23 protein-coding genes and 1 pseudogene are annotated in these 25,289 nt (G+C 37.6%); 15 read left to right on the top strand and 9 right to left on the bottom strand.

Annotated features, from left to right (window positions below):
• Nucleotides 1-336: 336 nt before the first annotated feature.
• Nucleotides 337-894, bottom strand: coding sequence for a peptidylprolyl isomerase (locus tag ACTJJH_RS17620; protein WP_033851383.1), 558 nt, complete (start codon nucleotides 892-894; stop codon nucleotides 337-339).
• Between the two features lie 157 nt (nucleotides 895-1,051).
• Nucleotides 1,052-2,122 carry an alpha/beta hydrolase gene (locus ACTJJH_RS17615; protein ID WP_440601526.1) on the bottom strand — a complete coding sequence of 357 codons (1,071 nt, stop codon included), beginning with the start codon at nucleotides 2,120-2,122 and terminating at the stop codon, nucleotides 1,052-1,054.
• Between the two features lie 210 nt (nucleotides 2,123-2,332).
• Between ACTJJH_RS17615 and ACTJJH_RS17610 the strand changes: the two genes are divergently transcribed.
• On the top strand, nucleotides 2,333-2,650 hold the full coding sequence (locus tag ACTJJH_RS17610; protein WP_032006006.1) for a hypothetical protein: 318 nt from the start codon (nucleotides 2,333-2,335) through the stop codon (nucleotides 2,648-2,650).
• A 169-nt stretch (nucleotides 2,651-2,819) separates the two neighbouring features.
• On the opposite strand, the gene ACTJJH_RS17605 is transcribed toward ACTJJH_RS17610, so the two are convergent.
• Nucleotides 2,820-3,050, bottom strand: a complete 231-nt coding sequence (locus ACTJJH_RS17605) for a hypothetical protein (protein WP_000733015.1) — start codon at nucleotides 3,048-3,050, stop codon at nucleotides 2,820-2,822.
• Nucleotides 3,051-3,441: 391 nt separating this feature from the next.
• On the bottom strand, nucleotides 3,442-4,308 hold the full coding sequence (locus tag ACTJJH_RS17600; RefSeq protein WP_440601525.1) for an MBL fold metallo-hydrolase: 867 nt from the start codon (nucleotides 4,306-4,308) through the stop codon (nucleotides 3,442-3,444).
• Between the two features lie 107 nt (nucleotides 4,309-4,415).
• On the opposite strand from ACTJJH_RS17600, the gene ACTJJH_RS17595 reads away from it, so the two are divergent.
• The 6 genes and pseudogenes from ACTJJH_RS17595 to ACTJJH_RS17570 all read left to right on the top strand — a co-directional run bounded on the left by ACTJJH_RS17595 (nucleotide 4,416) and on the right by ACTJJH_RS17570 (nucleotide 10,901).
• A complete protein-coding gene (locus ACTJJH_RS17595; protein ID WP_032006002.1) occupies nucleotides 4,416-5,309 on the top strand; it encodes a LysR family transcriptional regulator in 894 nt (297 codons plus the stop codon).
• Nucleotides 5,310-5,471: 162 nt separating this feature from the next.
• Entirely contained in the window at nucleotides 5,472-6,026 is a 555-nt protein-coding gene (gene grpE, locus ACTJJH_RS17590; RefSeq protein ID WP_002115470.1) for a nucleotide exchange factor GrpE, read from the top strand.
• A 118-nt stretch (nucleotides 6,027-6,144) separates the two neighbouring features.
• Nucleotides 6,145-8,085, top strand: a complete 1,941-nt coding sequence (dnaK, locus tag ACTJJH_RS17585; protein ID WP_017386231.1) for a molecular chaperone DnaK — start codon at nucleotides 6,145-6,147, stop codon at nucleotides 8,083-8,085.
• Between the two features lie 329 nt (nucleotides 8,086-8,414).
• Nucleotides 8,415-9,320: a matrixin family metalloprotease gene (locus ACTJJH_RS17580; protein ID WP_440601524.1), complete on the top strand. Its 906-nt coding sequence runs from the start codon at nucleotides 8,415-8,417 to the stop codon at nucleotides 9,318-9,320.
• Nucleotides 9,321-9,457: 137 nt separating this feature from the next.
• Nucleotides 9,458-10,425: pseudogene (locus ACTJJH_RS17575) on the top strand (M57 family metalloprotease).
• A 101-nt stretch (nucleotides 10,426-10,526) separates the two neighbouring features.
• Nucleotides 10,527-10,901, top strand: coding sequence for a hypothetical protein (locus ACTJJH_RS17570; protein ID WP_014207668.1), 375 nt, complete (start codon nucleotides 10,527-10,529; stop codon nucleotides 10,899-10,901).
• Nucleotides 10,902-10,963: 62 nt separating this feature from the next.
• On the opposite strand, the gene ACTJJH_RS17565 is transcribed toward ACTJJH_RS17570, so the two are convergent.
• The 3 genes from ACTJJH_RS17565 to purE form a co-directional block, all read right to left on the bottom strand.
• Nucleotides 10,964-12,256, bottom strand: a complete 1,293-nt coding sequence (locus ACTJJH_RS17565; RefSeq protein WP_039767285.1) for a lytic murein transglycosylase — start codon at nucleotides 12,254-12,256, stop codon at nucleotides 10,964-10,966.
• Between the two features lie 701 nt (nucleotides 12,257-12,957).
• Nucleotides 12,958-14,079, bottom strand: coding sequence for a 5-(carboxyamino)imidazole ribonucleotide synthase (locus ACTJJH_RS17560; protein WP_086260968.1), 1,122 nt, complete (start codon nucleotides 14,077-14,079; stop codon nucleotides 12,958-12,960).
• A gap of 9 nt (nucleotides 14,080-14,088) precedes the next feature.
• On the bottom strand, nucleotides 14,089-14,604 hold the full coding sequence (gene purE / locus ACTJJH_RS17555; RefSeq protein WP_002115451.1) for a 5-(carboxyamino)imidazole ribonucleotide mutase: 516 nt from the start codon (nucleotides 14,602-14,604) through the stop codon (nucleotides 14,089-14,091).
• 228 nt (nucleotides 14,605-14,832) lie between these two features.
• Between purE and ACTJJH_RS17550 the strand changes: the two genes are divergently transcribed.
• Entirely contained in the window at nucleotides 14,833-15,291 is a 459-nt protein-coding gene (locus ACTJJH_RS17550; RefSeq protein WP_057106702.1) for a hypothetical protein, read from the top strand.
• A 70-nt stretch (nucleotides 15,292-15,361) separates the two neighbouring features.
• Here ACTJJH_RS17550 and ACTJJH_RS17545 read toward each other — a convergent pair whose 3' ends face one another.
• Nucleotides 15,362-15,724, bottom strand: coding sequence for a DMT family protein (locus ACTJJH_RS17545; RefSeq protein WP_075384089.1), 363 nt, complete (start codon nucleotides 15,722-15,724; stop codon nucleotides 15,362-15,364).
• 240 nt (nucleotides 15,725-15,964) lie between these two features.
• Here ACTJJH_RS17545 and mpl point away from each other — a divergent pair, with 240 nt between their 5' ends.
• Nucleotides 15,965-17,338, top strand: a complete 1,374-nt coding sequence (mpl, locus tag ACTJJH_RS17540) for a UDP-N-acetylmuramate:L-alanyl-gamma-D-glutamyl-meso-diaminopimelate ligase (RefSeq protein ID WP_057070387.1) — start codon at nucleotides 15,965-15,967, stop codon at nucleotides 17,336-17,338.
• Nucleotides 17,339-17,405: 67 nt separating this feature from the next.
• Here the strand turns inward: mpl and ACTJJH_RS17535 are convergent, their stop codons facing one another.
• A complete protein-coding gene (locus ACTJJH_RS17535; protein WP_057070386.1) occupies nucleotides 17,406-18,656 on the bottom strand; it encodes a low temperature requirement protein A in 1,251 nt (416 codons plus the stop codon).
• A gap of 135 nt (nucleotides 18,657-18,791) precedes the next feature.
• Between ACTJJH_RS17535 and ACTJJH_RS17530 the strand changes: the two genes are divergently transcribed.
• From ACTJJH_RS17530 to guaD, 6 genes are all read left to right on the top strand, one after another.
• Entirely contained in the window at nucleotides 18,792-19,388 is a 597-nt protein-coding gene (locus ACTJJH_RS17530) for an undecaprenyl-diphosphatase (protein ID WP_017386225.1), read from the top strand.
• A gap of 318 nt (nucleotides 19,389-19,706) precedes the next feature.
• Nucleotides 19,707-20,663, top strand: a complete 957-nt coding sequence (locus tag ACTJJH_RS17525) for a TerC family protein (RefSeq protein ID WP_000447689.1) — start codon at nucleotides 19,707-19,709, stop codon at nucleotides 20,661-20,663.
• A 188-nt stretch (nucleotides 20,664-20,851) separates the two neighbouring features.
• Nucleotides 20,852-21,217 carry a hypothetical protein gene (locus ACTJJH_RS17520; protein ID WP_086393759.1) on the top strand — a complete coding sequence of 122 codons (366 nt, stop codon included), beginning with the start codon at nucleotides 20,852-20,854 and terminating at the stop codon, nucleotides 21,215-21,217.
• Nucleotides 21,218-21,238: 21 nt separating this feature from the next.
• Nucleotides 21,239-22,399, top strand: a complete 1,161-nt coding sequence (locus ACTJJH_RS17515; protein ID WP_440601523.1) for a glutathionylspermidine synthase family protein — start codon at nucleotides 21,239-21,241, stop codon at nucleotides 22,397-22,399.
• 292 nt (nucleotides 22,400-22,691) lie between these two features.
• Nucleotides 22,692-23,747 (top strand): Rieske 2Fe-2S domain-containing protein, encoded by a 1,056-nt coding sequence (locus tag ACTJJH_RS17510; RefSeq protein WP_440601522.1) that lies wholly within the window; start codon nucleotides 22,692-22,694, stop codon nucleotides 23,745-23,747.
• 56 nt (nucleotides 23,748-23,803) lie between these two features.
• On the top strand, nucleotides 23,804-25,129 hold the full coding sequence (gene guaD / locus ACTJJH_RS17505; protein WP_440601521.1) for a guanine deaminase: 1,326 nt from the start codon (nucleotides 23,804-23,806) through the stop codon (nucleotides 25,127-25,129).
• Nucleotides 25,130-25,289: the final 160 nt, after the last annotated feature.

The raw sequence follows: 25,289 nt of genomic DNA, 5'->3' as shown, positions 1-25,289 counted from the left end.
TGACTTAAATTTCGCTCAAATAAACTTCGAGTAATTTAAACCAATCAATCAATGAAAATTATTTCGATTAATCAATCAGTAAAAATCCACACAAGTTGTTCTTCAATTCTCTTAATGATTTTTCTGCTCTTCGTCAGAGACAGAATTCAACGCAATACTAAGCTTTCATCTTAACCCTGTAAGCTAAGATATTCTCGTGTATCGCGTCGGGATGAGTGCATTATAGGGAAAAAAAACTGGTACGCAAGCACTTTTATAAATATGCACGTTCGACCGGTTCTTTTTCAGCCAAAAAAAATCTCAAAAACAAACAAATGTATGATTTATATGGTTAATTTATTTTTGAAGAGTTTTAAACTTTATATCTACTATCTTTATAGCCTGTTTTGGTACGTTTTGATGCATGCCATAGTTTGATGTAGGGACCTGAACAATACGATCAACCACTTCCATTCCTTTAATTACTTTTCCAAAAACTGCGTAACCCGCATTACCCGCAGAACGATTTAAAAAATTATTATCTGCAACGTTTATGAAAAACTGACTAGTAGCTGAGTCAGGATTTGCAGTACGAGCCATCGCCAACGTTCCGCGTGTGTTAGCAATTCCATTTCCAGCTTCATTTTTGATAGGTGCTCGCGTAGTCTTTTCCTGCATATTTGCAGTAAGTCCACCGCCCTGCACCATAAAACCAGGAATTACGCGGTGAAATATCGTATCTTTATAAAAGCCTGACTTTATATAGTCTTTAAAATTCTTCACACTGTTTGGTGCTTTATCATCATAAAGTTGTATTTCAATGTTGCCTAAATTTGTTTGCATTTCAACTAAAGTGTCAGCCCAGACTGAATGGCTGCTTATACCCAAACAACATAACATTAATAATTTTTTCATATCTTCCTACAATAAAATGCAAAACTTAATGAAGGATAAATTTAATCATCTATATAAAAGAATTCTAGTGAGTATTTATTATCTTTTATTTAGTACTTTATATTTTAGATTTGAGTATTAGTCCACGTTCCACGTGAAACATGGACTAAACTTTTATTTAACTATTTTTATCCCAGAACTTTCTGAAGTTCTTACTGATCTCGATAGTATATCTTTTTGCCTTTTTAGAAATAGGTGTCAAATTTATAAAACCATGGGTTTGATCTGGATATTCTTCATAATGCATTTTGACGCCATTTTGTCTTAGCTTATAGCTATAAATTTTCGCTTCATCATGCAATACGTCATGACCAGCCGTAATCACGAAAGCTGGCGGGTTCTTTTTCAAATTACCATAGGTTGGAGAAATAATCGGATCGTCTAATTCTACATTATGCTGAGTTGCATAATATTGAGTGACATAATTAATATCGCTATCCGTCAAAACTAATCCTTCGTTATAAGCATAAAAAGAAGGATGTCGGCTTTTAAAATCAACTGTAGGGTAAATGAGAAGCTGCGCTTGTGGAGCATAAGGTTTGTTTACTGATCGTTGAGCCACAACCGTACTGATATTGCCGCCTGCACTATCCCCTGCTACAGCAATACGATTTTTTAATATTTTTAGTTGTCTGCGATTTTGATATACCCAAGCTAATGCATCTTCACATGATTGGATTAAATGTTGAGGTGAGACCTCAGGTGCAAGTGGATAATCAATACTGAGTACTTGTACTTTTGCATATTTTGCCAATATACGACAAACCTCATCATGAGTATCTAAACCACCCACAACGAACCCTCCCCCGTGATAAAAAATAATCAGAGGTAATTTTTTATTCGGTGACGGATGATAGTGTCTTGCGAAAACAGTTCCACTTTGAAGCGGCAAACGAATGTCTTCCACTGACTCAATTTCAGTTGATTTCTGGCGTATAGCCAACATTTGTGTATCAAACTGCCGTCTAGACTCAATAGGATCTGAACCAATGAAACCAATACGTCCCTGTTTAATTTGTACGGCCATCATACATTTAGTAAACGAATCGAGCTCCGGGTATTGGTAGGCATATCCAAGGATTTTGGCAAGTGATTCTTGAGCTAATCGAGGTAACTTATCAAGAGCTCGAGCAGCAGGCCCTTGGCCCTTATCTAGCAATGTTTGAATTTTTTGATTAAATGCTGTCATGCCTATCTCCATGAATTCCTCTTATCCTTCATATTTTCTACAGAATTCTTTGTTGTTTGACTATATTCGCATACAACTCATGTAATCAAGATACAAAGGTAAAAACCAATCTACGCTAATCTGATTTATAGCAAATGTCATTAACAAATCTGTCGTTTAAAACAGGACTTTTTTGCCAATTATTGTTAACAGACAAAAGGAGATTGTGCTATGTCAGCAAAACTAGTTGTTACTTTATTAGCAACCAGTCTTTTAACTGTAGGTTGTGTTGCTTATACAGATGATCCTTATTACCGCGGTGGTTATGGTTACCATGATCATGATGATGACCGCTATGATGGACGTCGCTATAGTGACTGGGAACGAAAACGTTGGGAAGAGCGTAAGAGAATATACGAACAACAACGTAAGGATGCTCGCGAACAGGATAGAAATCGTCGTGAGTGGGAAAAAAGACACCGTGAATGGGAGAAGAAAAGATTAGAAGATCGTGATCACAATCATAGAGATTATCATGATGATGACTAAAATCTATTGGAATATGGAAGCCCCAAAGAAAAAATCTCTTGGGGCTTTTTTGTTGAGAAATCCACATTCTCTTGACTATAGAATAATGAGTAGCAGCTCATTTCATATATAAATCGGCATCTTGAATATATGTACTCTATAATCTTTTAACTGTTCTTATCGCTAAGAATTACTGAGCAGTTGCAGAACCTGAAACAGAACCAGAAGCACCAGCATCAACTTGACCTGGTTGTGCTTGACCAGAAACACCAGCATCTACACCAACACCAGCTTGTACGCCAGATGGGCTAGCGCTAGTTTGAGCTGAACCTGATGCATTTAAGCCAGCTTCAGATGCACAACCAACAGCTGTAAAAGCAACACCAGCAAGTACTACAGAGATAAGACCTAATTTTTTCATAATCACTTTCCTTTCATTACGACAAACATTTAAATGCAAAGTTCATCTTCGCGCTGCCTATAATTCACAATTTTTTTTTCTGGCGTGCGTATCATTGGTTGTCTTTTGTAGTAATAGAAGTACAAATTGTGCAATTTTTTATTAAAACCTCTTCCTTAGCCCCACCTCTACCTTTTATATAGAAGCTATAACTTAAGCTTTTGTTTATTTTTATCAATTTCTAATTTTTATCTTAGCCTTTTACTCTCGTTAAAAATTTTCTCTTCATAGAAACGCTATATAAGGTGCGTAGAATGTTACAGAGACTTTTTACTTGAAAATGCCTTATTTCATAAAAAAAGCCGAGGATAGACCACGGCTTTTTTAAAAATTTATAGTGTTTCGATTCAAATTATGGCCATTGCATCTCGCCTTTTACAACTTTTGCACCTAGCTCTAGGCTATCTACACTCTTTAATGTTGGATATTGTTTCTGCATGAGCTGACTTAGCTCACTCGCATTTTTACTTACTTTAACCGCTTTCTCATAGCTCTTGAGATAGTCGATAGAAAAGTTAACCGCATCTAAACCTTGTGGAGCTCCCTCAACCATATGAGCTGGAACAACTGTTTGAGGTTGGAGTGATTTAATACTTTCTAAAGCTTGAATCACTTCATTGCGATCTTTAACTTTTGGTGTATCTGCCATCCATAAATGAATACCTGAAGAGACAGGAATACCGCCTACAACTGCTTTTGAAGAAGGAACCCATAAATAAGTAAGTTCTTTCTTACCTTTAATCTCGATTGACTCATTCTCTAGTTTTAAAGTTTTAGCGGTATAAGCTTGAGGCACAATAATTTGGCTAGGCGCATTTGCACCCATTTGTGGGCCCCAGTATTCTACTTTAAGCGCTTGAGTATCTTGGATATGTTTAACAGTTTCTGGTGTTGCAATGATTTGTACATTTGGGAAGTATTGTTTAAATACATCTAAGCCAAAGTAATAGTCCGGATCGCCATAACTTACGAAAATTGTCTTTAGTGTTTTACCGCTATCGAGAATATCGGCAGCAATACGTAATGCTTCAGATTTTGAGAATTGTGCATTCACCAACAGAACTTCTTTATCGCCTTCAATTAAAGTAGAAGTCACGCCGAAATGTTCGGGTTTAGCCAGAAAACTTTGGATCTTCAAATCTTGCGCAAAAGCTGAGGAAGCTACCGTTAAAGCAGTCGCAGTTGCTAGGGCTGAAGCAGTTAATTTAAAAAATTTCATTATGTATTCTCCAAATTCATGAGAAATACTTTAAATTGCAATTCTTGTAAGGTAAATGCACTAAATTAAGATAAACTGTTGCATATATTGTAACAATGATAAAGTATATGGACACATTAAAAGCCATACACGTCTTTGTTTCTATTGCTCAACATGGCAATTTAACCAAAGCCGCCGAACATCTAAATTATTCCCGTGCGATGGTTTCTCGCTATCTTGAGCACCTTGAGCACACCTTCTCAACTCGACTATTTCAAAGAAATACACGAAAAATATCTCTCACTCCAGCAGGCGAAAAAGCCCTACTCTACTGCGAGAATATTTTACAACAACAGCAACTTTTACAAGAGTTAGCCGCACCCGAACAACATAACGGTACGATTCGCTTTACCTGCGGCTTGTTTTTATTTCAATTAGGGGTTGGGGAATGTATTCGCCAATTTAAACAGCAACATCCACATATTCAATTTGATGTATATCTGACTGAAAATACGATGGACTTAATTGATGCTCAGGTCGATTTAGCCTTACGTATAACGCAAAAAGTTGCAGATGGATTAATTGCGAGACCAGTTTGTCAAATCGAGTCTGTATTCTGTGCTCATCCTGATTATTTAAAGCAACACAGTCCCCTCTCCCATCCAAGGCAACTGATTCAACATGAATGTTTAGCTCACCATAGCCAACATCAATTTTGGACACTTTTTGATACTGAACAGCAACCTCAGAACTATCCTTTAAACGTCACCTTTAAAAGTAATGATGTAAATGCTGTTTATGACATGTGTGTACATGCTCAAGGTGTGGCAATGTTACCGACTTTATTAGTTAAAAAAGATTTAAAAGAAAAACGATTGGTGCCTTTATTTAAAAACTATTCGGCTCCCGAATTAAGTTTGTCGGTAGTATATGCTTCAAGACAACATTTACCCAAAATAACTCAGGAATTTATTGCTTTTATGATCGAAAATTTAGATTTTTACTTAAAACCGCAAAATTAAAAGTTTTAAATTGCCGTGTACGCTTGAATTTTTAGGCAATGCCCATACTTCATCCCTATTAATGAATTACAGCATATGCATGGCAGTTCAGGTTTTACCCAGTAAATGCTGATGCCAAAAGGACTGTACATGTTTAAAAACCCATTTAAACGGAGATCATCAATGGCTAATGAGCAAAATGAGCAAGCTCAAGACATTCAACACGAGCAAGCAGAGCAATCTAATGAGCAAACTCAGGCTGAAGGTGTAGAGCAAGCAAACGACGTTACCGTTGAATCTTTACAAGCGCAAATCACCAAATTAGAAGAAAGCCTAAAACTTGAAAAGGCACGTACTGCGAATGCAGTTTACGAAGCACAAAAAAGTGTAGAGCGTATTCAACGTGAGTCTGACAAGCATAAAGAGACTGTGCTTGAAAAATTTGCAAAAGAGTTACTAGATTCTGTTGATAATTTAGAGCGTGCAATTCAAGCAGCTGGTGATGAAGAAACGCCAGTACTTGAAGGTATTAAACTGACCTTGAAGTCGCTGTTAACCACACTTGAAAAATTTGGTGTTGTAGAAGCTGATACGAAAAATGGCTTCAATGCGGATTTACATCAAGCTGTAGGTATTGACCCAAATGCTAAAGCAAATGAAATCGGTAGCGTTTTACAAAAGGGCTATACATTAAATGGTCGCTTATTGCGCCCTGCTATGGTTATGGTTGGTCAATAAATAATTTTTTGAGAGTTTTTAGATTTTTTTTCGCTAAAACGCTTGAAAAAAATAGATTCACTCTCATATCGGATAACAAGCAAAAACATTGCAAAAGAATTTTTGAGGAAAACGTCACATGGCAAAAATTATTGGTATTGACTTAGGTACTACCAACTCATGCGTTGCTGTACTTGAAGGCGATAAAGTAAAAGTAATCGAAAACGCTGAAGGCGCACGTACAACTCCATCGATCATTGCTTATAAAGATGGCGAGATCTTAGTAGGTCAAAGTGCTAAGCGTCAGGCAGTAACTAACCCGAAAAATACATTATTCGCTATTAAGCGTTTAATCGGTCGTCGTTATGAAGATCAAGCGGTACAAAAAGATATCGGTCTTGTACCTTATAAAATCATCAAAGCAGACAATGGCGATGCTTGGGTTGAAGTAAACGATAAAAAATTAGCGCCTCAACAGGTTTCTGCTGAAATCTTGAAAAAGATGAAGAAAACTGCAGAAGACTATTTAGGTGAAACAGTTACTGAAGCAGTTATTACTGTTCCTGCTTACTTTAACGATGCTCAACGTCAAGCAACTAAAGATGCGGGTAAAATCGCTGGTTTAGACGTTAAACGTATCATTAACGAACCAACTGCTGCTGCACTTGCGTTCGGTATGGACAAAAAAGAAGGCGACCGTAAAGTTGCAGTTTACGACTTAGGTGGTGGTACTTTTGACGTATCAATCATTGAAATCGCAGACCTTGATGGCGACCAACAAATCGAAGTGTTATCAACAAACGGTGATACTTTCCTTGGTGGTGAAGACTTTGATAACGCCTTAATTGAATTCTTAGTTGAAGAATTTAAGAAAGAACAAAGTGTGAACTTGAAAAATGATCCACTTGCGTTACAACGTTTGAAAGAAGCTGCTGAAAAAGCAAAAATCGAGCTTTCTTCATCAAATGCAACTGAAATCAACCTTCCATACATCACTGCAGATGCAACTGGTCCTAAACACTTAGTGATCAATGTAACACGTGCGAAACTTGAAGGTTTAGTTGCTGATTTAGTTGCTCGGACTATTGAGCCTTGTAAAATCGCACTTAAAGATGCTGGTCTTTCGACTTCAGACATCTCTGACGTGATCTTGGTTGGTGGTCAGTCTCGTATGCCACTTGTACAACAAAAAGTACAAGAATTCTTTGGTAAAGAGCCACGTAAAGACGTGAACCCTGACGAAGCAGTTGCAATCGGTGCTGCGATTCAAGGTGCGGTATTGTCTGGTGACAAAACTGACGTTCTTTTATTAGACGTAACACCATTAACTTTAGGTATTGAAACAATGGGTGGTGTATTAACACCAATCATTGAGAAAAACACGACGATTCCTGCGAAGAAATCACAAGTGTTCTCTACTGCTGCTGACAACCAGCCTGCTGTAGACATTTCTGTTTACCAAGGTGAACGTAAGATGGCTCAACAAAACAAATTGTTGGGTAACTTCCAATTAGGTGACATTCCACCTGCTCCACGTGGTGTGCCACAAATTGAAGTATCTTTCGACATCAATGCTGATGGTATCTTGAAAGTATCTGCTAAAGATAAGAGCACTGGTAAAGAGCAATCGATCCAGATTAAAGCGAACTCAGGTTTGTCTGATGCTGAAATCGAAGCAATGATTAAAGATGCTGAAGCGAATGCTGAAGAAGATCGTAAGTTTGAAGAACTTGCAAAAGCTCGTAACGAAGCTGATGCATTAATTTCAAGCTCGAACAAAGCTGTTAAAGATCTTGGTGATAAAATTACTGAAGATGAAAAAACAGCTGTAAGCACTGCTGTTTCTGAACTTGAAGCAGCAACAAAAGAAAATGATGTAGAAGATATCAAAGCGAAAACTGAAGCTTTACAAAACATCTTGATGCCTATCACTCAACGTGCTTATGAACAAGCGCAACAAGCTGGTGGTGCTGAAGGCTTTGATCCAAATGCATTCCAAGGTGGTGATGCGGGTCAACAAAAAGCAGATGATGGTGTTGTAGACGCTGAGTTCACTGAAGTTAAAGATGACAAAAAATAATTTGTTTCTTTAATAAAAAACCGCGCTTAGGCGCGGTTTTTTATTGTTTACAAAAAGTAACAATAAGTTTTTTAATAATATTATTCAAAAATTTCTGTCAGAAAGATCAATGATAAAAACTAAATATTTAATTTTAAATAATATTTTTTTGTTAAAAAACCACTGTTATTTACTACATTAATTATTTGATTATTGCCAAGTCTGAGAACATCTTGTTTAATTTTTCGACCAATATCACAAACCTCACCTAATCTATTGAGATTTTTATCGTTTTGACGAATTAAATTAAGTAGCTAACAATAAGATTTATTTATATTTTTTATTTTGCCATGAAAAAATTTCTATGGTGGGGATTGAGCTTATGCTTATGCATGGGCTTACAAACAACACTTTTTGCTCAAAGCAATCTGCCAATTAATTCATCTCATCAGCCTTTAAAATACCGAATTGCTTTTATTGATCAACGATTTCAACTTACTAAAGAACAATTAGTCGAGGTAAGTCAGCAAGCTGCTGAAATCTGGCAAAAAGAAACTGGGAAGACCTATTTCATTTATGATTCACAGGCTCAATTGTCAATTAACTTAATCTATGATGATCATCAAATGCTTAAAGATGAACAACAAAACAATTTGGATGCACTTTTGCAAAAGCAGGAAGCTTGGCGCATTAAAAATGAAGAAATTGTTCTAAACAAACAGCAAGTTGCTCAACTATCAAGTGATTTAAACAAGAAAAAGACCAATCTAAAATCGGAGTTTGAACAATATCAACAAGATGTAACGCGCTTTAATCAAGGAGAACAGCATTACTCTAGTGCCAATAATTTAAAAGAATGGCAAAAACAACTAAAGCAAAAATCGGAAGATTTACAAAATGAATCCAACACTCTAAATCTTAAGATTCAATCACTTAACTTAAAAATTAAAGAGATAAATCGAGAGCAAAGTGATTTAAGCGCTTTAAAAACACAATTCAAACTAGAGCAGCAAACTAGTATTCAACCCTTCCATAAAGGTTTATTCAGTCAAAACCAAATCCAGATTTACGACTATGCTTCTTTAAATGACTTACGTTTGACCCTTGCTCATGAGTTCGGCCATGCATTAGGCCTAAAACATACTACTGACCCTAAATCCTTAATGTATCCACGGTTAAAAGAGCAAGATATTCATAACTTTAAATTAACAGATTCAGATTTAGATTTATTAGGTTCAATTTATAGACCAAATTAAGGAAAAATCGTTAAAGTTAAATGATTAAAAAAACTAAATAAAACGGAATATATTAAATTTTTTCTAAAAAATAATTTGGCATTTGGTAAAAAATAATGAGACTAAAGTCTCATTTATTTTCCTGATTTGTACATTTTTTGATTGATTTTTCATTTTATATTCTTATAATACGTTTTTTTTAAAATCTCCCCCTTCGATTATGCGTTTAACATCTTTGTTATTAGGCGTAGCCTTTGCTTTTTCTAATTTTCAGGCTAATGCTAATCTTGCAACTCCAGCACATACTCAAATCCAGCAAAAAACAGGTCAACATTTGACTTATAAAATTGCTGATATTGATCCACGTTTTGGTTTAAGCCAAGACCAATTAATTCAAATTAGTCAACAAGCTGCGGACATTTGGAAACAAGGTACTGGACAGGATTATTTTACTTATGATCCAAATGCAAAGTTAGAAATTCGTTTAGTTTACGATAATAGCCAAAGCCGTTCTGAACAGCGTCAAAAAATCGCAGCTCAGTTCCAACAAGAACAGCAACGTGTAATTGATGAACAGCAACAAATTAAGCAATTGAAGCAAACCCTTGGTCAAACTCAGTCTGAGCTTGAAAATAAGAAGCAGATTTTGAATGGCAAATTGAAAAATCTTGACCAACTAATGATGGAGCTTAACCAAGGCAAATTAGCACCTGAATACAGCGCTAAATCTTTGGCTAAAACTCAGAAAGATTTGCAAAAACAAACTGTTGCTTTAAAGAAAGAAATTGCTGCATATAATCAGCAAGCTAAAGACTTAAATGTCAAAGTGACTCATTTTAATCAGATTAATAATGAGTTTAATAATTCATTGAACCAATTTAAGCAAAATGCTCAAGCGGATGTCTTTAAAAAAGGTATCTATAACGGCAAACAAATTGTAATTTATGAGTTTAAATCTATTGATGACTTACGTTTAACCATTGCTCATGAGTTAGGACATGCACTTGGTTTAAAACATAGTGATCAACCAAATGCATTGATGTACTCAGTACGTAAAGATGGTGACAAAAAAATCACTGGACTTACGGATGCTGACCGTGATCTATTAAGTGCTTTACCTCAATAATTAAGAGCTTGATATAAAATGATGTATCTATTTCTATATAGATACATCGAAATTGGTATCAAAGTCATGTTATTGTGGTCATAAGAGCTAACGAAAATAGAATGGAGATCAAGATGAGTTATTATCATATCCTGATTGAAGTAAATGATCATATCAGCACAATTGAACAGACACGAGATATTGAACTGTTTGATATTATTGAAATTAAACCATACCTCCATTCTATTTTAATTCCCTTTTTCAATGAGCATGAAATTGAGCTTGAGGATGAAAATATCGAATATAAAGATATTCTCCATCTTGAAGTAAAACAGACTCTGTTACCGATTGAACATTTAATTGAAGAAGAGCAAAAGCAATTACCAAGTGATACTGATGTCACGATCACTGCGTATGAAATCTTTAATGATCGTGATTTAAGCCAAGATGTTACGTCAGTTATTTTTGATATTTTGGAAGCAGTTAAATTAGAGTGATTATCTTATATAAGTACCTATAAAAAGGTCTGCATGAGCAGACCTTTTTTATTATTTCCAGTTTATTGCATCATTTTCTGAGCTTGTTCTTGACGGAATGCACGTAAAATTTGTTGCCCTGCCCGTCCTGTTGGATTTAAACCTAAACGAGTCTGCTCCTGACGAATAGCTACGCGGGTTTTATCTCCAATAAGGCCGTCAACTGCACCAATATCATAGCCACGATTAATCAAAAACTGTTGGATTTCACGACGTTCTGCACGTGAAGTTCCCGGATCATCAGTTGGCCAAGACGCAACAAATGGACCAGCACCTTTTAAACGATCAGATAAATGTGCAATCGCAAGTCCATAGCTTTCCGCAGCGTTATAGCTGTAGATAGCATCAAAATTCTTAAATACTAAAAATACTGGACCATTTACACCTGCAGGTGCCATTAAACCCGCTGAAGTATTGCCAGATAAAGCCCCTTGAACAAGTGGAGAACCATCAATTCGGGTTACCCCTCGTGCACTCCAGCTACTTAAAGCTTTCTTTGAACGTCGCCCTTCTCCATCAATTGACATACCTTGGGGAACTTTGACTTCAAAACCCCACGGCATTCCTGTTTGCCAACCTGCTTTATTTAAGAAATTGGCAGTTGAAGCCAGTGCATCAGCTGTACTCGACACTAAATCGCGGCGACCATCTCCATCAAAATCAACAGCTAAACGTTCATAAGTAGATGGCATAAATTGAGTATGACCAAATGCCCCAGCCCATGAACCTTTCAGTTGATCTTCGGTTAAATCACCACGTTGTAAAATACGCATAGTGGCAAAAAACTCAGTGCGGAAATAATTTTGTCGACGCCCTTCACAACTTAAAGTCCCGAGTGCTTGTAATAAAGGATATTTTCCAGAAATATCACCAAAATTACTTTCAACCCCCCACACTGCTACAATTGTTTCCGGTGGCACGCCGTAAGTTTGAGAAGCACGGTTTAAAACATCTCGATGTTGCGCCAGTTTTTGTTTACCAAGCTCAACGCGCTCTTCATCAACTAGACCAGAAAGATAATCCCAAATTGGCGTCGAAAATTCTGGTTGATAGTTTAATTTATCAATAACTGAATAATCTGGGGTCAAGTTTTGGGTATAACGATCATAAGTTGTACCAGATACTCCAGCAGCAATTGCTTGAGAACGTAAATTTGCCAAACAGCTTTGGAAATTATTATTAGGCGTATAATCTTCACTCGTCACTACTGGAACAGTAGCACTGCTAGATATTGTAGAACCATTAATTACGAGCTCTGCTTGAGCCTGAGTCATCGCTAAAAATACAGAGCCAACAATACAAGAAAAACGTCGCATATTATCCTAGTTCAATTTTTAAATTTAAATTTGTAAGTACCATACCATTATGAGTCCAAAATTTCAGAGAGAAAACGTAAATTTGAATTCATAATCTCTACTTTAAATTCATTTCCCATGTTTTAAATTCAAATTTTCTACTTTATTTTTGAATTTAAAATTCTCTAGATCAAAATTATTGTTTTTGAATTCAAAACCGATACTCAAGTTTAAATTCAAAAGTACTTCTTTAAATTTAAACTATAACGCAGGCGTTTCTGTGGATAAACTTATCCACAACCGAGCAAAAACAGCACTATTTATTGATTCCATTCTATATTTCATTATTCTTGATGACACGAAAAATCCAATCAACCAAACAATCTATATTTTTAAATTCAAAAATCACGCATAATTTAAATTCAAACTTACCGCGTTATTTTAAATTTAAAACACTTTAGCAAACACCACTAGTTTTGAATTCAAAAAACATGAGCTCTATCATCAGCTACAAATCAAACTCTCTTGTGGATAACTAACTTTAAATTCAAAATAATCAAGCTTCACTTTTTAAATTTAAAAAATATCATCAATATTTAAATTCAAAAATTCCTATAAAAAGTTATCCACAAACAAGAAATTACTCAGGATTTATTATTTTTTAAATTTAAAAGATAAAAAAAGCGATCCGAAGATCGCTTTTTTTAGAATTAAAAATACTTTTAGAGGGTCATATCTGCTGTTAAAGCGAGTGGTTCTGGCAAAATTTCTGCCAATTGACGGCATAAATTCGTCAATTCATTACTATCCACAGGCATTAAAGTGATATGGCCTAATTTACGGCCAGCACGTTCAGACTTATTATAAAGATGAAGATGAGCACCATTTAAGGCAAGTACATCCTCAGTTTTAGGATGTTGACCAATAATATTGATCATAACCGTTGGGCGAACAACTTCTGTTGAGCCTAATGGTAATCCTGCAACAGCTCGAATATGGTTTTCAAACTGAGAACAAACCGCGCCTTCAATTGACCAGTGGCCTGAGTTATGCACACGCGGTGCCATCTCATTTGCACACAAACCTTGTTCTGTTACAAATAGCTCGAGAGTCAGTACACCAACATAGTTAAGGTGATTCAACAAACGAGTAATGTAGTCTTGAGCAACGGGTTGCAAAGCTTCACTATTCGGTGCAGGAACAATTGAATGCGATAAAATACCATTATGATGATGGTTTTCAGCCAATGGCCAAGTTTTTACTTCACCATTTTGGCCACGCACCGCAATAATTGAAACTTCGCGAGAGAATTTAACAAAGCTTTCGGCAACTAGACTTTTTGCAGGACCAAGTTCAGCCCAAGCAGTATCAATCTGGTCTTCTGAACGAAGTACAAACTGACCTTTGCCGTCATATCCGCCAGTTGCAGTCTTAAGCACGATCGGCAGACCAAGCTCAACAACAGCCTTTTTCAAGCTTTCTAAGCTATCTACAGCACGATACGGCGCAACAGGAATAGTAAGCTCATCAAACAATGCTTTTTCTGACAAACGATTTTGCGCAGTTGCTAAAGCAACACGGGGAGGGTGCAATGTTTTAGTTTGTGTCAAAACATCAACATCTTCAACTGGCGTATTTTCAAACTCAAGACTGAAAACATCAGCACTTTCAATAAACTGCTTTAAGCCTTGCTCATCTTGACTAGAAAAAACCTGGCCTAAAACACCTGCTGGACAATCTGTATTTGCTTCAAAAAAAGTACATTGAATATTTAATGGTAACGCTGCTTGAGCCATCATACGGCCCAGTTGCCCACCACCAAAAATACCGATAGTTTTATCCATCTCAGCCTCTTACACCTGACCCGGAATATTTTTGCTTGCAACTTTATCAGTTTGCGCAGCACGGAAATCAGCAACATTTTTTGCGATTTCAGGACGAGTTAAACCTAAGATTTGTGCAGCCATGATTGCAGCATTCGTCGCACCAGCTGGACCAATTGCTAAAGTACCCACTGCAATACCTGCTGGCATTTGTACAATTGAAAGCAAAGAGTCTACGCCATTTAAAATTGATGATTTAACTGGCACACCTAAAACAGGTAAATCAGTTTTTGCGGCACACATTCCAGGTAAATGCGCTGCACCGCCTGCACCAGCAATAATCACTTGAATACCGCGATCACGTGCAGTTTCTGCATATTCAAATAAACGATCTGGAGTACGATGAGCAGATACCACTTCCGCTTCAAATGGGACACCAAGCTGTTTAAGCATATTGGCTGTGTTTTCGAGAGTTGCCCAATCAGATTGAGAACCCATAATAATTCCAACGAGAGGTTGAGCGTCTTGTGCTGCGGCCGCATTCATTGCTAATGTTCCAGAGACAAAAGTAAAAGAAGATAAATCTCGACGAGAGCCAAGTTTTAAATGGTTCGGAAGCCCATTATTATAGACTGATTTTTCATCTCACGAAAATTTAACTGACCAGCTCTGTGAATATTTTTAATTTGATAGAAAAATGTCATGCTTTAATAGTGACACATTCTCAATTTTTATTAATATAACGCGCTTAATCAAATCAATAAGAGCTTAATAATGAAAAAATTTCTTGGAGTCCTAACACTCACACTTTGCACAACAACGAGTTACGCGGCTTTAGTAAATTTAAACATCGATGAATTTCAAAAAACCATTAAAACTTTAAATAAAGAAAAAGGTTATAACGGAGAAATCAAAAGTGGAGCATTAACTGGTAAAGTCCAAGAGAAATTTATTGTTACTGGAACATCTGCTACTGATGAGAGAGAACCAGTTCTGATGACTGGTTATTATCTTGGAGCAACTGAGGTAGGAAATTTATATTCAATTACTGAATATCGCATTTACTGTGACGATCAGACCTATGGTTTTGCCATGTCTAATTTTGAGCCTGATGGCGCCTTAAGTTTAACTACAACAGACAGTAATTATGCTTTTGACTATGAAGACCCAACGCCAAGAGATCAGCAATTTTCTAAAATTCTAAAAAAAGCATGTAAGTATTCAGCTAAATAAATAGTTATGTCTACTAACTATGGCTTGTTATTAAATAGAATAAATCATTTAATTCACAAGCCATAGGAGCTTACTGGCTTCTAAATACGAAATAAACACAACCAAATAGGCATAACATCGCCCATAAGTAATCGAGTTTAAAGGGTTGCTTAAACAAGAAAATCATAAAAGGTACAAACACGACCAATGTAACCACTTCCTGAGTGATCTTCATTTCACCGAGTAACCAGCCTTGTGCACTTAGCATACGAGTGGCTGGAATCATAAAACTGTATTCAAGTAAGGCAATAATCCAACCGAATAGAATCGCTTGCCAAAGTGGGGCATGGTGCAAAAATTTAAGATGCCCATACCATGCAAGTGTCATAAAGCAGTTAGAAATAATTAATAGCGTAAAAGCTAAAACCGTTGGGCTCAAAGGCACATCCTTCATCATCACGATGATTTAAGTATTTTAACGATACAAAACATTATAAAAGATAAAACTGTAATTCAGCTTAAATCTAAAAAATAAAGCTGTAGTTTTATCAGGGCCTCAAACACATAGAACAACAACGATTTTTGACTATCTTTTCGAGTTTAGCCTTGCTATCGTTGCTGGCAAATTTATCAATAATGCACACACAGCAATTCATTTTAATGTTGTGTACAAAAGCAGTGGAGAAGGCGAGCAATGCATCTGCATATCTTGGGTATTTGTGGCACTTTTATGGGCTCTTTAGCACTTTTAGCTCGTGATTTAGGACATAAGGTAACCGGTTCCGATTTAAACGTTTACCCACCGATGTCTACCCAGTTAGAAAATGCAGGCATTACACTCATGCAAGGCTATGACCGTAGTCATTTACAGCCTCATCCAGACTTGGTTATTGTCGGCAATGCCATGAAACGTGGTATTGATGCTGTCGAATACATGCTAAACGAAGGCCTGCCATATATTTCTGGTCCACAGTTCCTTGCCGATCATGTTTTACAAGGTAAACATGTACTTGGTGTAGCAGGTACTCACGGAAAAACAACCACAACAACTATGCTCGCTTGGGTACTTGATCAGGCTGGTTTAAATCCGGGCTTTTTAATTGGTGGTGTTCCACTTGGTTTTAGTGAAAGTGCTCGTTTAGGCGGTGGAAAATACTTCTGCGTTGAAGCCGACGAATATGACTCAGCTTTCTTTGATAAACGTTCTAAGTTTGTTCATTATCACCCAAAAACGGCGATTTTAAATAACCTTGAATTTGACCATGCCGATATTTTTGATGACCTAGCAGCGATTCAAAAGCAGTTCCATCATCTTGTGCGTACCATTCCAAGTGAAGGCCGTATTATTGCGCCAATTACTGAAACGCATATTGATGAAGTGCTTGAAATGGGTTGCTGGACACCAGTAATTCGTACAAGTCTAGAAGCAAATGAAAAAGCTGCTCTCTCTGCCGAATTAATTTCAATTGATGGCAGCCATTTTAAAGTACTCGAAAATGGCAATGTCGTTGGCGAAGTGAAATGGAGCATGACAGGGCAACATAGTGTAGCGAATGCTTTGGCAACAATTGCAGCTGCTCAACATGTAGGTGTTACGCTTGAACAAGCTTGTGAAGCTTTGTCTAACTTTGGCGGTGTGAAACGTCGTATGGAGTTACTCGGCACAGTCAATGGCATTGAGGTTTATGACGACTTCGCGCACCATCCAACAGCAATTGACACAACTTTAGATGGCGCACGCAAACGCTTAGGTGAACGCCGTTTATGGGCCATTATTGAACCACGTTCAAACACGATGCGTATGGGCAGTCACAAAGATGGCTTGGCACATTCAGCACGCTTAGCAGACGAAGTGATCTGGTATCAGCCAGAAGGCTTAGATTGGGATTTACAACCTGTGATTGAAGCTGCTTCTAACCATGCTCAAGTGAGCCGTTCACTTGATGAAATTATTAAACGTATTGTTAATGAAGCAGGTGAGGGCGATGCCGTTGTGATTATGTCTAATGGTGGCTTCGGTGGCTTACATCAAAAACTTATGAGCGCATTAAAGGCAAAAGCTGCTTAACTTTCGCTCTAGATGATTCAATAAAAAACGGGTTTCAAATTAAAACCCGTTTTTTTGTCAGTGACTTTTAAAGCTTTTCTGGCTCTATATTGGCCATAAATTTATTAGAAACCATTAAACGTAAACTATAGACAATGCCCATCGCAAAAACGCTATATCCCACGTTATTACAAATAAACGGAATACATAAAATAATTAGGGCTGTGATCGGGTAAAACCATTTCGTGATGCCAGATAAGCATTGGAACTCATAAAGTATCCAAATACAGGTGGTATAAAGCACTACACTCACAGCAACAACTATTCCCATATATAAATCAGAAATATGCGCATGATGGGTTGTAACATCCACGGCAGCAGCAAGCGCAGCACCTACCGCAGCAATACTGACAAAAACAAAATAATGGCCATAACCCCAAACAAACGGACGCACACCTTTAACATGATGGTGTTGTTCACTACGATCGAAATAAGCCCACCACATGGCAAACATCAGCATCAATCCACCAATCATCAAGAATACAGCAGGGATATTCATCGACTGAGCGGCTAAAGCATCACGTATGGCATTAAAACTACCGACAATCGACTCACCCAACACAATAATTGTGAGTAGGGCATAACGTTCTACAATATGATGAGGATGCCACGGCGTTGGTGAATATTTTTCTGCATAGATTGGAACAAATAATTCCACTACAACCAGAAATAAAAATAGAGGTATTGAAAGTACATGAGCAAAGTTAGCGACAAGCCAGCCAATTTGTACTAAGACTATACCTATTGCATAGCGATAAGCCGTAACTCGCCGTTCAGGATCATGTTTTGCTGCTCTGAGCCACTGAGTCACCAAGGCCATGCGCATGATCACATAACCGATAATGATTACATCAAAATCCTGACTACGAAATACATCAGGGATACCCGCTGCCATCACCAATGAACCTACAATCTGTACAAAGGTAAGGCATCGATACAATGCATCATCGTTATCGTAAGCAGAAGCAAACCATGAAAAATTCATCCATGCCCACCACAGCGCAAAAAATACCATCAAGTAGCTTGGTAATGCATGCCAGAGGTGATTTTCAATAATTGCATGATGTAACTGCTGACCCGCTGTTGCAATCGCCACCACAAAAATTAAATCGAACAATAATTCGAGTGGAGTCGCTGCTCTATGCTGCTGATCAGGATCTCTTGGGGATAGGGGCCTCAAGCTTAATTTTTTCTGTTTTTCTTGAGTAGTCATAAAATAACGTTCTCGAATAAAGTGCCAACACGTTAACACTTTAATATTAACGTCCAGAACACGCATTAAAAATTATCTAGACCTGCTGTTTAATCTTTACTCACAAACAAACTATATTTCATTTTTGTGACAATTCTTTATCAAGACCTTAAGCTTAATTCTTTATCATAGCTCACGTTTTTGTTCTTGTTTGGAATATGAATGTCTTTAGAAACACTCAACCTTAGCTTATTCCATATGATTAATGGGGCTCAGGATGCGAGTCAATTTATCATTCGTCTTGCTATCTTTTTTGCTAATGATCTCCTCTATATTCTCTTATTCATCCTTACATTTTTATGGTTTTATGGCGATCAAGATTTAAAAAATAGGGTCATTAAATCTGTCTTTTTAACCTGCGTATCACTTTTAGTCGGTTACGTTATTTCTCTGTTTTACCATCACTCAAGACCGTTTGTCATGGGTGTGGGTACTACGTTTATTGAACATGCGCCAACAGCATCTTTTCCAAGTAATCATATGCTGATTTTTAGCACCATTGCTTTATCTTATTTGTTTGCTCAGCGCAAAATAATTGGAGTTATCCTTTTATTTTTATCATTTGTAGTGGCATGGTCACGTATTTATTTAGGTGTGCATTTCCCTTTAGACATGTTAGGGGCTTTTATTGTCGCACTACTAGTCAATACAGCAGGTTATTACTTCTGGAATGCTTACGGTACAAGTTTGACGGCATTCTGTATTCACCTTTATCAAATTATATGCAAACCACTTTTAGACCGCGGTTTGATTAAATAACCCATAGATCTTTTTGGCATTCAAACCACGACATTAAGTTCAGTTGCGTAATACAAAAAAATCTGCCATTCTATGTGGACTTGGATACGTTTTATCCAAAAAAGAATTTAGTTTGACAAGGGGAGTAGCCTCCTCCAAACATAACAGCAATGTTATGTGTCAGATATCGTCAATACACTTTTATTAAAAAGTCGGTATCTGAGCATCGTGAAATTCATGATGTAGGCAAGACCTTGATCATGTTGAAACAGATGTTTAATTCATCTGGCAACTGGTCGAGGTTTTTTTATGCCCAATTGCCGGATGTATGGAGGATTTATGGAAACAATCGGTAATTTATGGCTGTACATAGCATTCTTTGGCATAGTCATTGTCATGCTCCTGATTGACTTTTTAGGCTTTAAGCAAAAGCAAGGTCAGGATGTCTCAATTAAGCAAGCTGCTTACTGGAGTGTAGCGTGGGTAAGCGTCGCAGCCCTATTTGGTGGTGGTTTATGGCTTTACCTACAACAAACAGTTGGGGTGACCTTAGCAAACCAAAAAACCATGGAATACTTTGCGGGTTACTTACTCGAAAAGTCCCTCGCAATTGACAACGTTTTCGTCTGGTTAATGATTTTCGCAGCGTTTGCTATTCCAGCTGCACTACAACGTAAAATTTTGCTCTACGGCGTATTAGGCGCAATCGTACTGCGTACCCTCTTTATTTTTATTGGTGCATGGTTCGTTCAAGAGTTCTCTTGGGTGCTTTATATTTTCGGTGCGTTCTTAGTATATACAGGCTTTAAGTTCTTAAAAGGCCAAGATGAAGAAACCAATATTGAAGATATCAAACTCTTAAAATGGTTACGTAACCATATGCGTATTACACCACAGCTTGAAGGTGACAAATTCTTTGTACGTCAAAACGGTTTATTATGGGCAACGCCGTTATTTCTAGTTTTGATTTTGGTTGAAGCTTCAGACGTGATTTTCGCAGTAGACTCTATTCCTGCTATTTTCGCGGTAACTAGCGACCCGTTTATTGTTTTAACGGCGAACTTAATGGCAATTTTAGGTTTACGCGCAATGTTCTTTTTACTTGCTGGCGCTGCGACTAAATTGCATTACTTGCCATACGGCTTAGGCATTATTTTATTGTTCATTGGTGCGAAAATGTTGTTGCTTGATGTATTCCACATGCCAATCTGGATCTCATTAAGCTTTATCGTCATAGTGTTAGCAATCACTGCTTACCTTTCTCTACGACACAACAAAAAGCAATTGCAGTCTTAATTCATCACAACAAGGCATCTACACGTGAGATGCCTTGTTATCTAAATTTTAAAAATAGACTGTACTTTAAAAAAACAGATTAATATTATATGCCAACTTAAAATTTATCTTTCCTAATCAGAAACATAATAGATAACAGCTATTCGGTATTTTATGCCGAACATACTTATTAAAATGTGTGGAGTCTCATGCGTTCTAAAAAAATTAATCTTGTAGTGGTCCCTCTATTACTCACGGCATGTAGCCATAATGATGGTCCTTTAGTACAAGACGTATATAACAACCAATATGACTGTGCTCGCGACTGGAATAATGAAACATGTAAACAAGAAAATAGCTCCAGTGGACATGGTTCTAGCTATGTTGGTAGTCGCTATTTAGGTCCTGCGTATTATCGAAATAATCGGGAAGTTTCTTTTCGCGGCAATACCTTACATCCTTACAGCAATTTGAGTGTAGGCCGACCAATTATTTCAAGCACAGCGAAAAGTTCATCTTTTTCATCCCCAATTCGTGGTGGTTTTGGCCGTAGCGGTTTTTCTTTCGGCGGCTAAGTCTTTAGGCATTCACTTAATATGAAAAGAAAAATATTTACTCCACGACCAGACTGGCAAGTGGAGCATCAAAATATTGGTTTTGATTATTTTAATTTACCTTCTCTTGATGGCTCAATTTACTGGTCTGAAGGAGTTGCTTATGAGTTTACCCTTAAACAGATTGAACATCTGGAAGATGCGGCAAATGAACTGCATCAGATGTGTTTAGCAGTAGTAGGAGACCTCATTCAACGGGGTAACTATCCTGCTTATTTTCAAATTCCTGAAGTCGCTATAAACCATATTGAACATTCATGGAAACAAAATTCCCCCATGCTGTATGGCCGCTTTGATTTCGCTTACGATGGGCGAAATATCAAAATGCTGGAATATAACGCCGACACGCCGACTGGCTTACTCGAAGCCTCTGTCGCGCAGTGGCTGTGGATAGAACAAGTCTCAGGCATTGCAAACCGAGATCAATTCAATAGCATTCATGAAGATCTGATTAAACGCTGGAAAACAATTTTACCGCGTGGTAGCCATGTACATTTTGCTGCTTGTCAGGAGGCTGGAAGGGAAGACTGGGGTAATTTAGAGTACTTAATGGATACCGCTTATCAAGCTCATCTACAAGTTTCCGAGCTTTCTATGGAGAACATAGGCTGGAACGGGCAAGATTTTGTTGATCTCCATAATCAACCCATTCAAAACATATTTAAGCTCTACCCATGGGAATGGATCTGGGAAGAAGCCTTTTCTCAATATATCCATCCACGAACACAGTGGATTGAACCTTGTTGGAAAATGTTACTTTCAAATAAAGCGATTCTGGTTGAGCTTTGGAAGCGTTATCCAAACCATCCATTGTTGGTCGAAACCCATACGTATGACCCGCAACAAGCTTTGTCTGGCAAATGGGTGAAAAAGCCAATTTTGGCAAGAGAAGGGGCTAATATTCGAGTTTTACAAGACGGCCATGACCAAGGCGCGGCTTCTGGTAGCTTTTATTTTGATGACTATGACAAATACGGTTATATCGTACAGAAATGGGTAGATACTCCATTATTTTCAGGGCAACTACCTACACTCGGTTTATGGATGGTTGGACATCAATGTTCAGGCATGTCTATTCGTGAAGATTGCTATGACATTATTGGTAATGATGCTCACTTTGCAGCACATTATTTTGTCGAGTAATAAGTGCCTAGAGGAATTTTTAAAAAGCACTTTTTAGGTGCTTTTTTATTGTGCCTTCCACGCAGTCAATCAGTGCATTTTAAGTATATAGCGAATAATGATTTTTGGTTTCTAAAGCTAAATTAGAACAAAAATTCAAAAATATAATGACTTAATCTCATGTAATTTAATAATTTTATTCTTATTTCTTTAATTAAAAATCAATATTGGCAAGCTCTTTGCATCTTCTAAAAAGAAAAAAGCCTAGATTTTAGGGGCTCGCGAGAGCCCTGATTTTTTAAGGAGTGATGCCATGAATGCGATTCCAACTTTAACGCCCCTTGCCATGCCGTGTAACAGCAGTTTTCAAGCAAAAGATTGGGAAATTTTATCTACTCACTGGTATCCCGTCGCACGTACTCAAGATGTCTCTACAGCGCCTCAACGCGTCACGCTACTAGACGTCAATATGGCGTTATATAAAACAGAAAGTGGGGAAATTCATCTGGTTCGAGATATTTGCCCACATCGTGGGGTGCCATTAACCAAAGGTTGGGTGGATGGTGAGGAGATTGTCTGCCCTTATCATGGTCTACGCTATAACACCGAAGGGAAATGTACCCAAATACCAGCTCAGCCCGAACTGACTAAAATTTCTGATCGTTTTTCTCTGATCAAATTTCCAGTTGTACAAAGATATGGTCTCATTTGGACCAGTATTCATGGTCGTAATATTGCTAAAGCTAATATTCCTGTATTAGATACTTGGGACCATGCAGAGCATCAATCAATTTTACCGCCTTTTGTCGATATTGGCGGTTCTAGCGGACGTCAACTCGAAGGGTTTATCGATGTCGCTCATTTTGCATGGGTACATCACAATGCCTTTGCGAATCGAGAGAATCCTGTCGTACCCAAATATCACACAGAACGTACCAGCTACGGCCTAAAAACAGTCTATATCAGCAATGTCAGTAACTATCCACACGAACTAAAACATCTCGAACCAGAAGGCTTTTTGTGGAAGCGCACCTTTGATGTCTACCCACCTTTTTCAGCCGTGCTTACGGTCGATTTTCCAGAAGGCGGGGTCTTAAAAATTTTGAATGTCTGCTGTCCTATTTCAAGCAATAAAACCCGTTTATTTGTTCCACTCACCCGTAACTTTGACCAAACTGGCGATTTAGAAAAGGTATATGCATTCAATGCGCAAATTTTTGCTGAAGACCAAGATATGGTCGAATCACAAAAGCCGGAAGACCTGCCACTTGATTTAATGATGGAAGCACATTTTGAAGCAGACCGTTCATCAACGACTTATCGACGGATTTTGGCTGAATGGGGACTAAGTAAACGTTATACCGTTTAAATATTGGCTAACTGGGGTACAATCAATCGAAAAAAGTGAAAATATAAAGGCTTTCCATGTCATTGATCGCAAATACCACCGTTGTGCGTGGTCGTTTTTTAGATATCCAGCAAACCGTCTCTGAGCCAACTGATATTCCAAATCAAGTGCGTTATTTGGAAGATGGTGTATTGGTTAGTGAACATGGAAAAATCAAATGGTTTGGTGCATGGGAAGACGCTCAGGCGCATCTACCTGCTGGGGTTGAGATTCAACATTATCCAGAACAATTGATTGTACCCGGCTTTATTGATACCCATATTCATTTCCCGCAAACTGAAATGGTTGGAGCATACGGCGAACAACTTTTAAGCTGGCTTAATACTTATACGTTCCCAACTGAAATCCAATTTCAGGATAAAGCATATGCAAGTGAAATTGCCCAATTCTTTGTTCAAGAGCTACTGAAACACGGTACCACCACAGCATTGGTTTTCTGTACGGTTCACCCCGAGTCTGTTGATGCCTTATTTGAAGCCGCAGAACACGTTCAGATGCGTTTAATTGCTGGTAAGGTACTCATGGACCGCCATGCACCTGAAGCGCTTTGTGATACGCCAGAAACAGCTTACAGCGACACCAAAGCACTGATTGAGAAATGGCATGGTAAGGGCCGTGCTCTCTATGCGATTACTCCACGTTTTGCACCAACGTCTACACCTGAACAGTTAGAAAGAGCAGGGCAGTTAAAACAAGAATTTCCAGATGTTTATGTACATACCCATTTAAGTGAAAACAAAGATGAAATCGCTTGGGTGAAATCTTTATTTCCTCAACAAGGTAGCTATTTAGATGTTTATCAACATTATGGCCTGACTGGTAAACGTTCTGTATTTGCTCATTGCGTTCACTTAGAAGATCAAGAATGGCAATGTATGCATGATACACAATCGGCTATTGCATTTTGCCCAACTTCAAACCTGTTCTTAGGCAGTGGTTTATTTCCACTGAAAAAAACTTGGGAAAAACAAGTGAAAGTAGGCTTAGGGACAGATATCGGTGCTGGTACATCATTTAGTTTGCTGCAAACCGTTAACGAGGCTTATAAGGTTCAGCAGTTACAAGGTGATAAACTTTCAGCTTATGAAGCGCTCTATCATGCAACTTTAGGTGGAGCAAAAGCGCTTGATTTACAAGATCAGTTAGGCAACTTCAATGTCGGTAAAGAAGCAGACTTTGTGGTACTGAATCTCAAGCCAACAGCATTACAGGAACTTCGCCAGTCTAAATCCAAATCTGTTGAAGACTCACTGTTTGCATTATTCACTTTAGGTGATGACCGTAATATTGAGGCGACTTATATTTATGGAAACCGTGCTTATCAAAAAGAAACCGCCAAATAAAAAAGGCATTGTTAAGTTTTTGTTATTATTTGGAATATGTGCTCTTGCATTAAAGCGTGATCGACATAATCCACAAAATGATAAAATTTCACAGCCATCAAAGGGTGCATGAAACGTCATTTTGCTTTAAAATTTTACCATTAACTCAGATTTTCGAGGT

This window comes from Acinetobacter sp. 22301, from assembly GCF_052045285.1.
GTDB lineage: Bacteria > Pseudomonadota > Gammaproteobacteria > Pseudomonadales > Moraxellaceae > Acinetobacter > Acinetobacter pittii.
The sequence above is the reverse complement of the archived record's forward strand: the minus strand, read 5'-3'. Positions and strand labels throughout refer to the sequence as shown.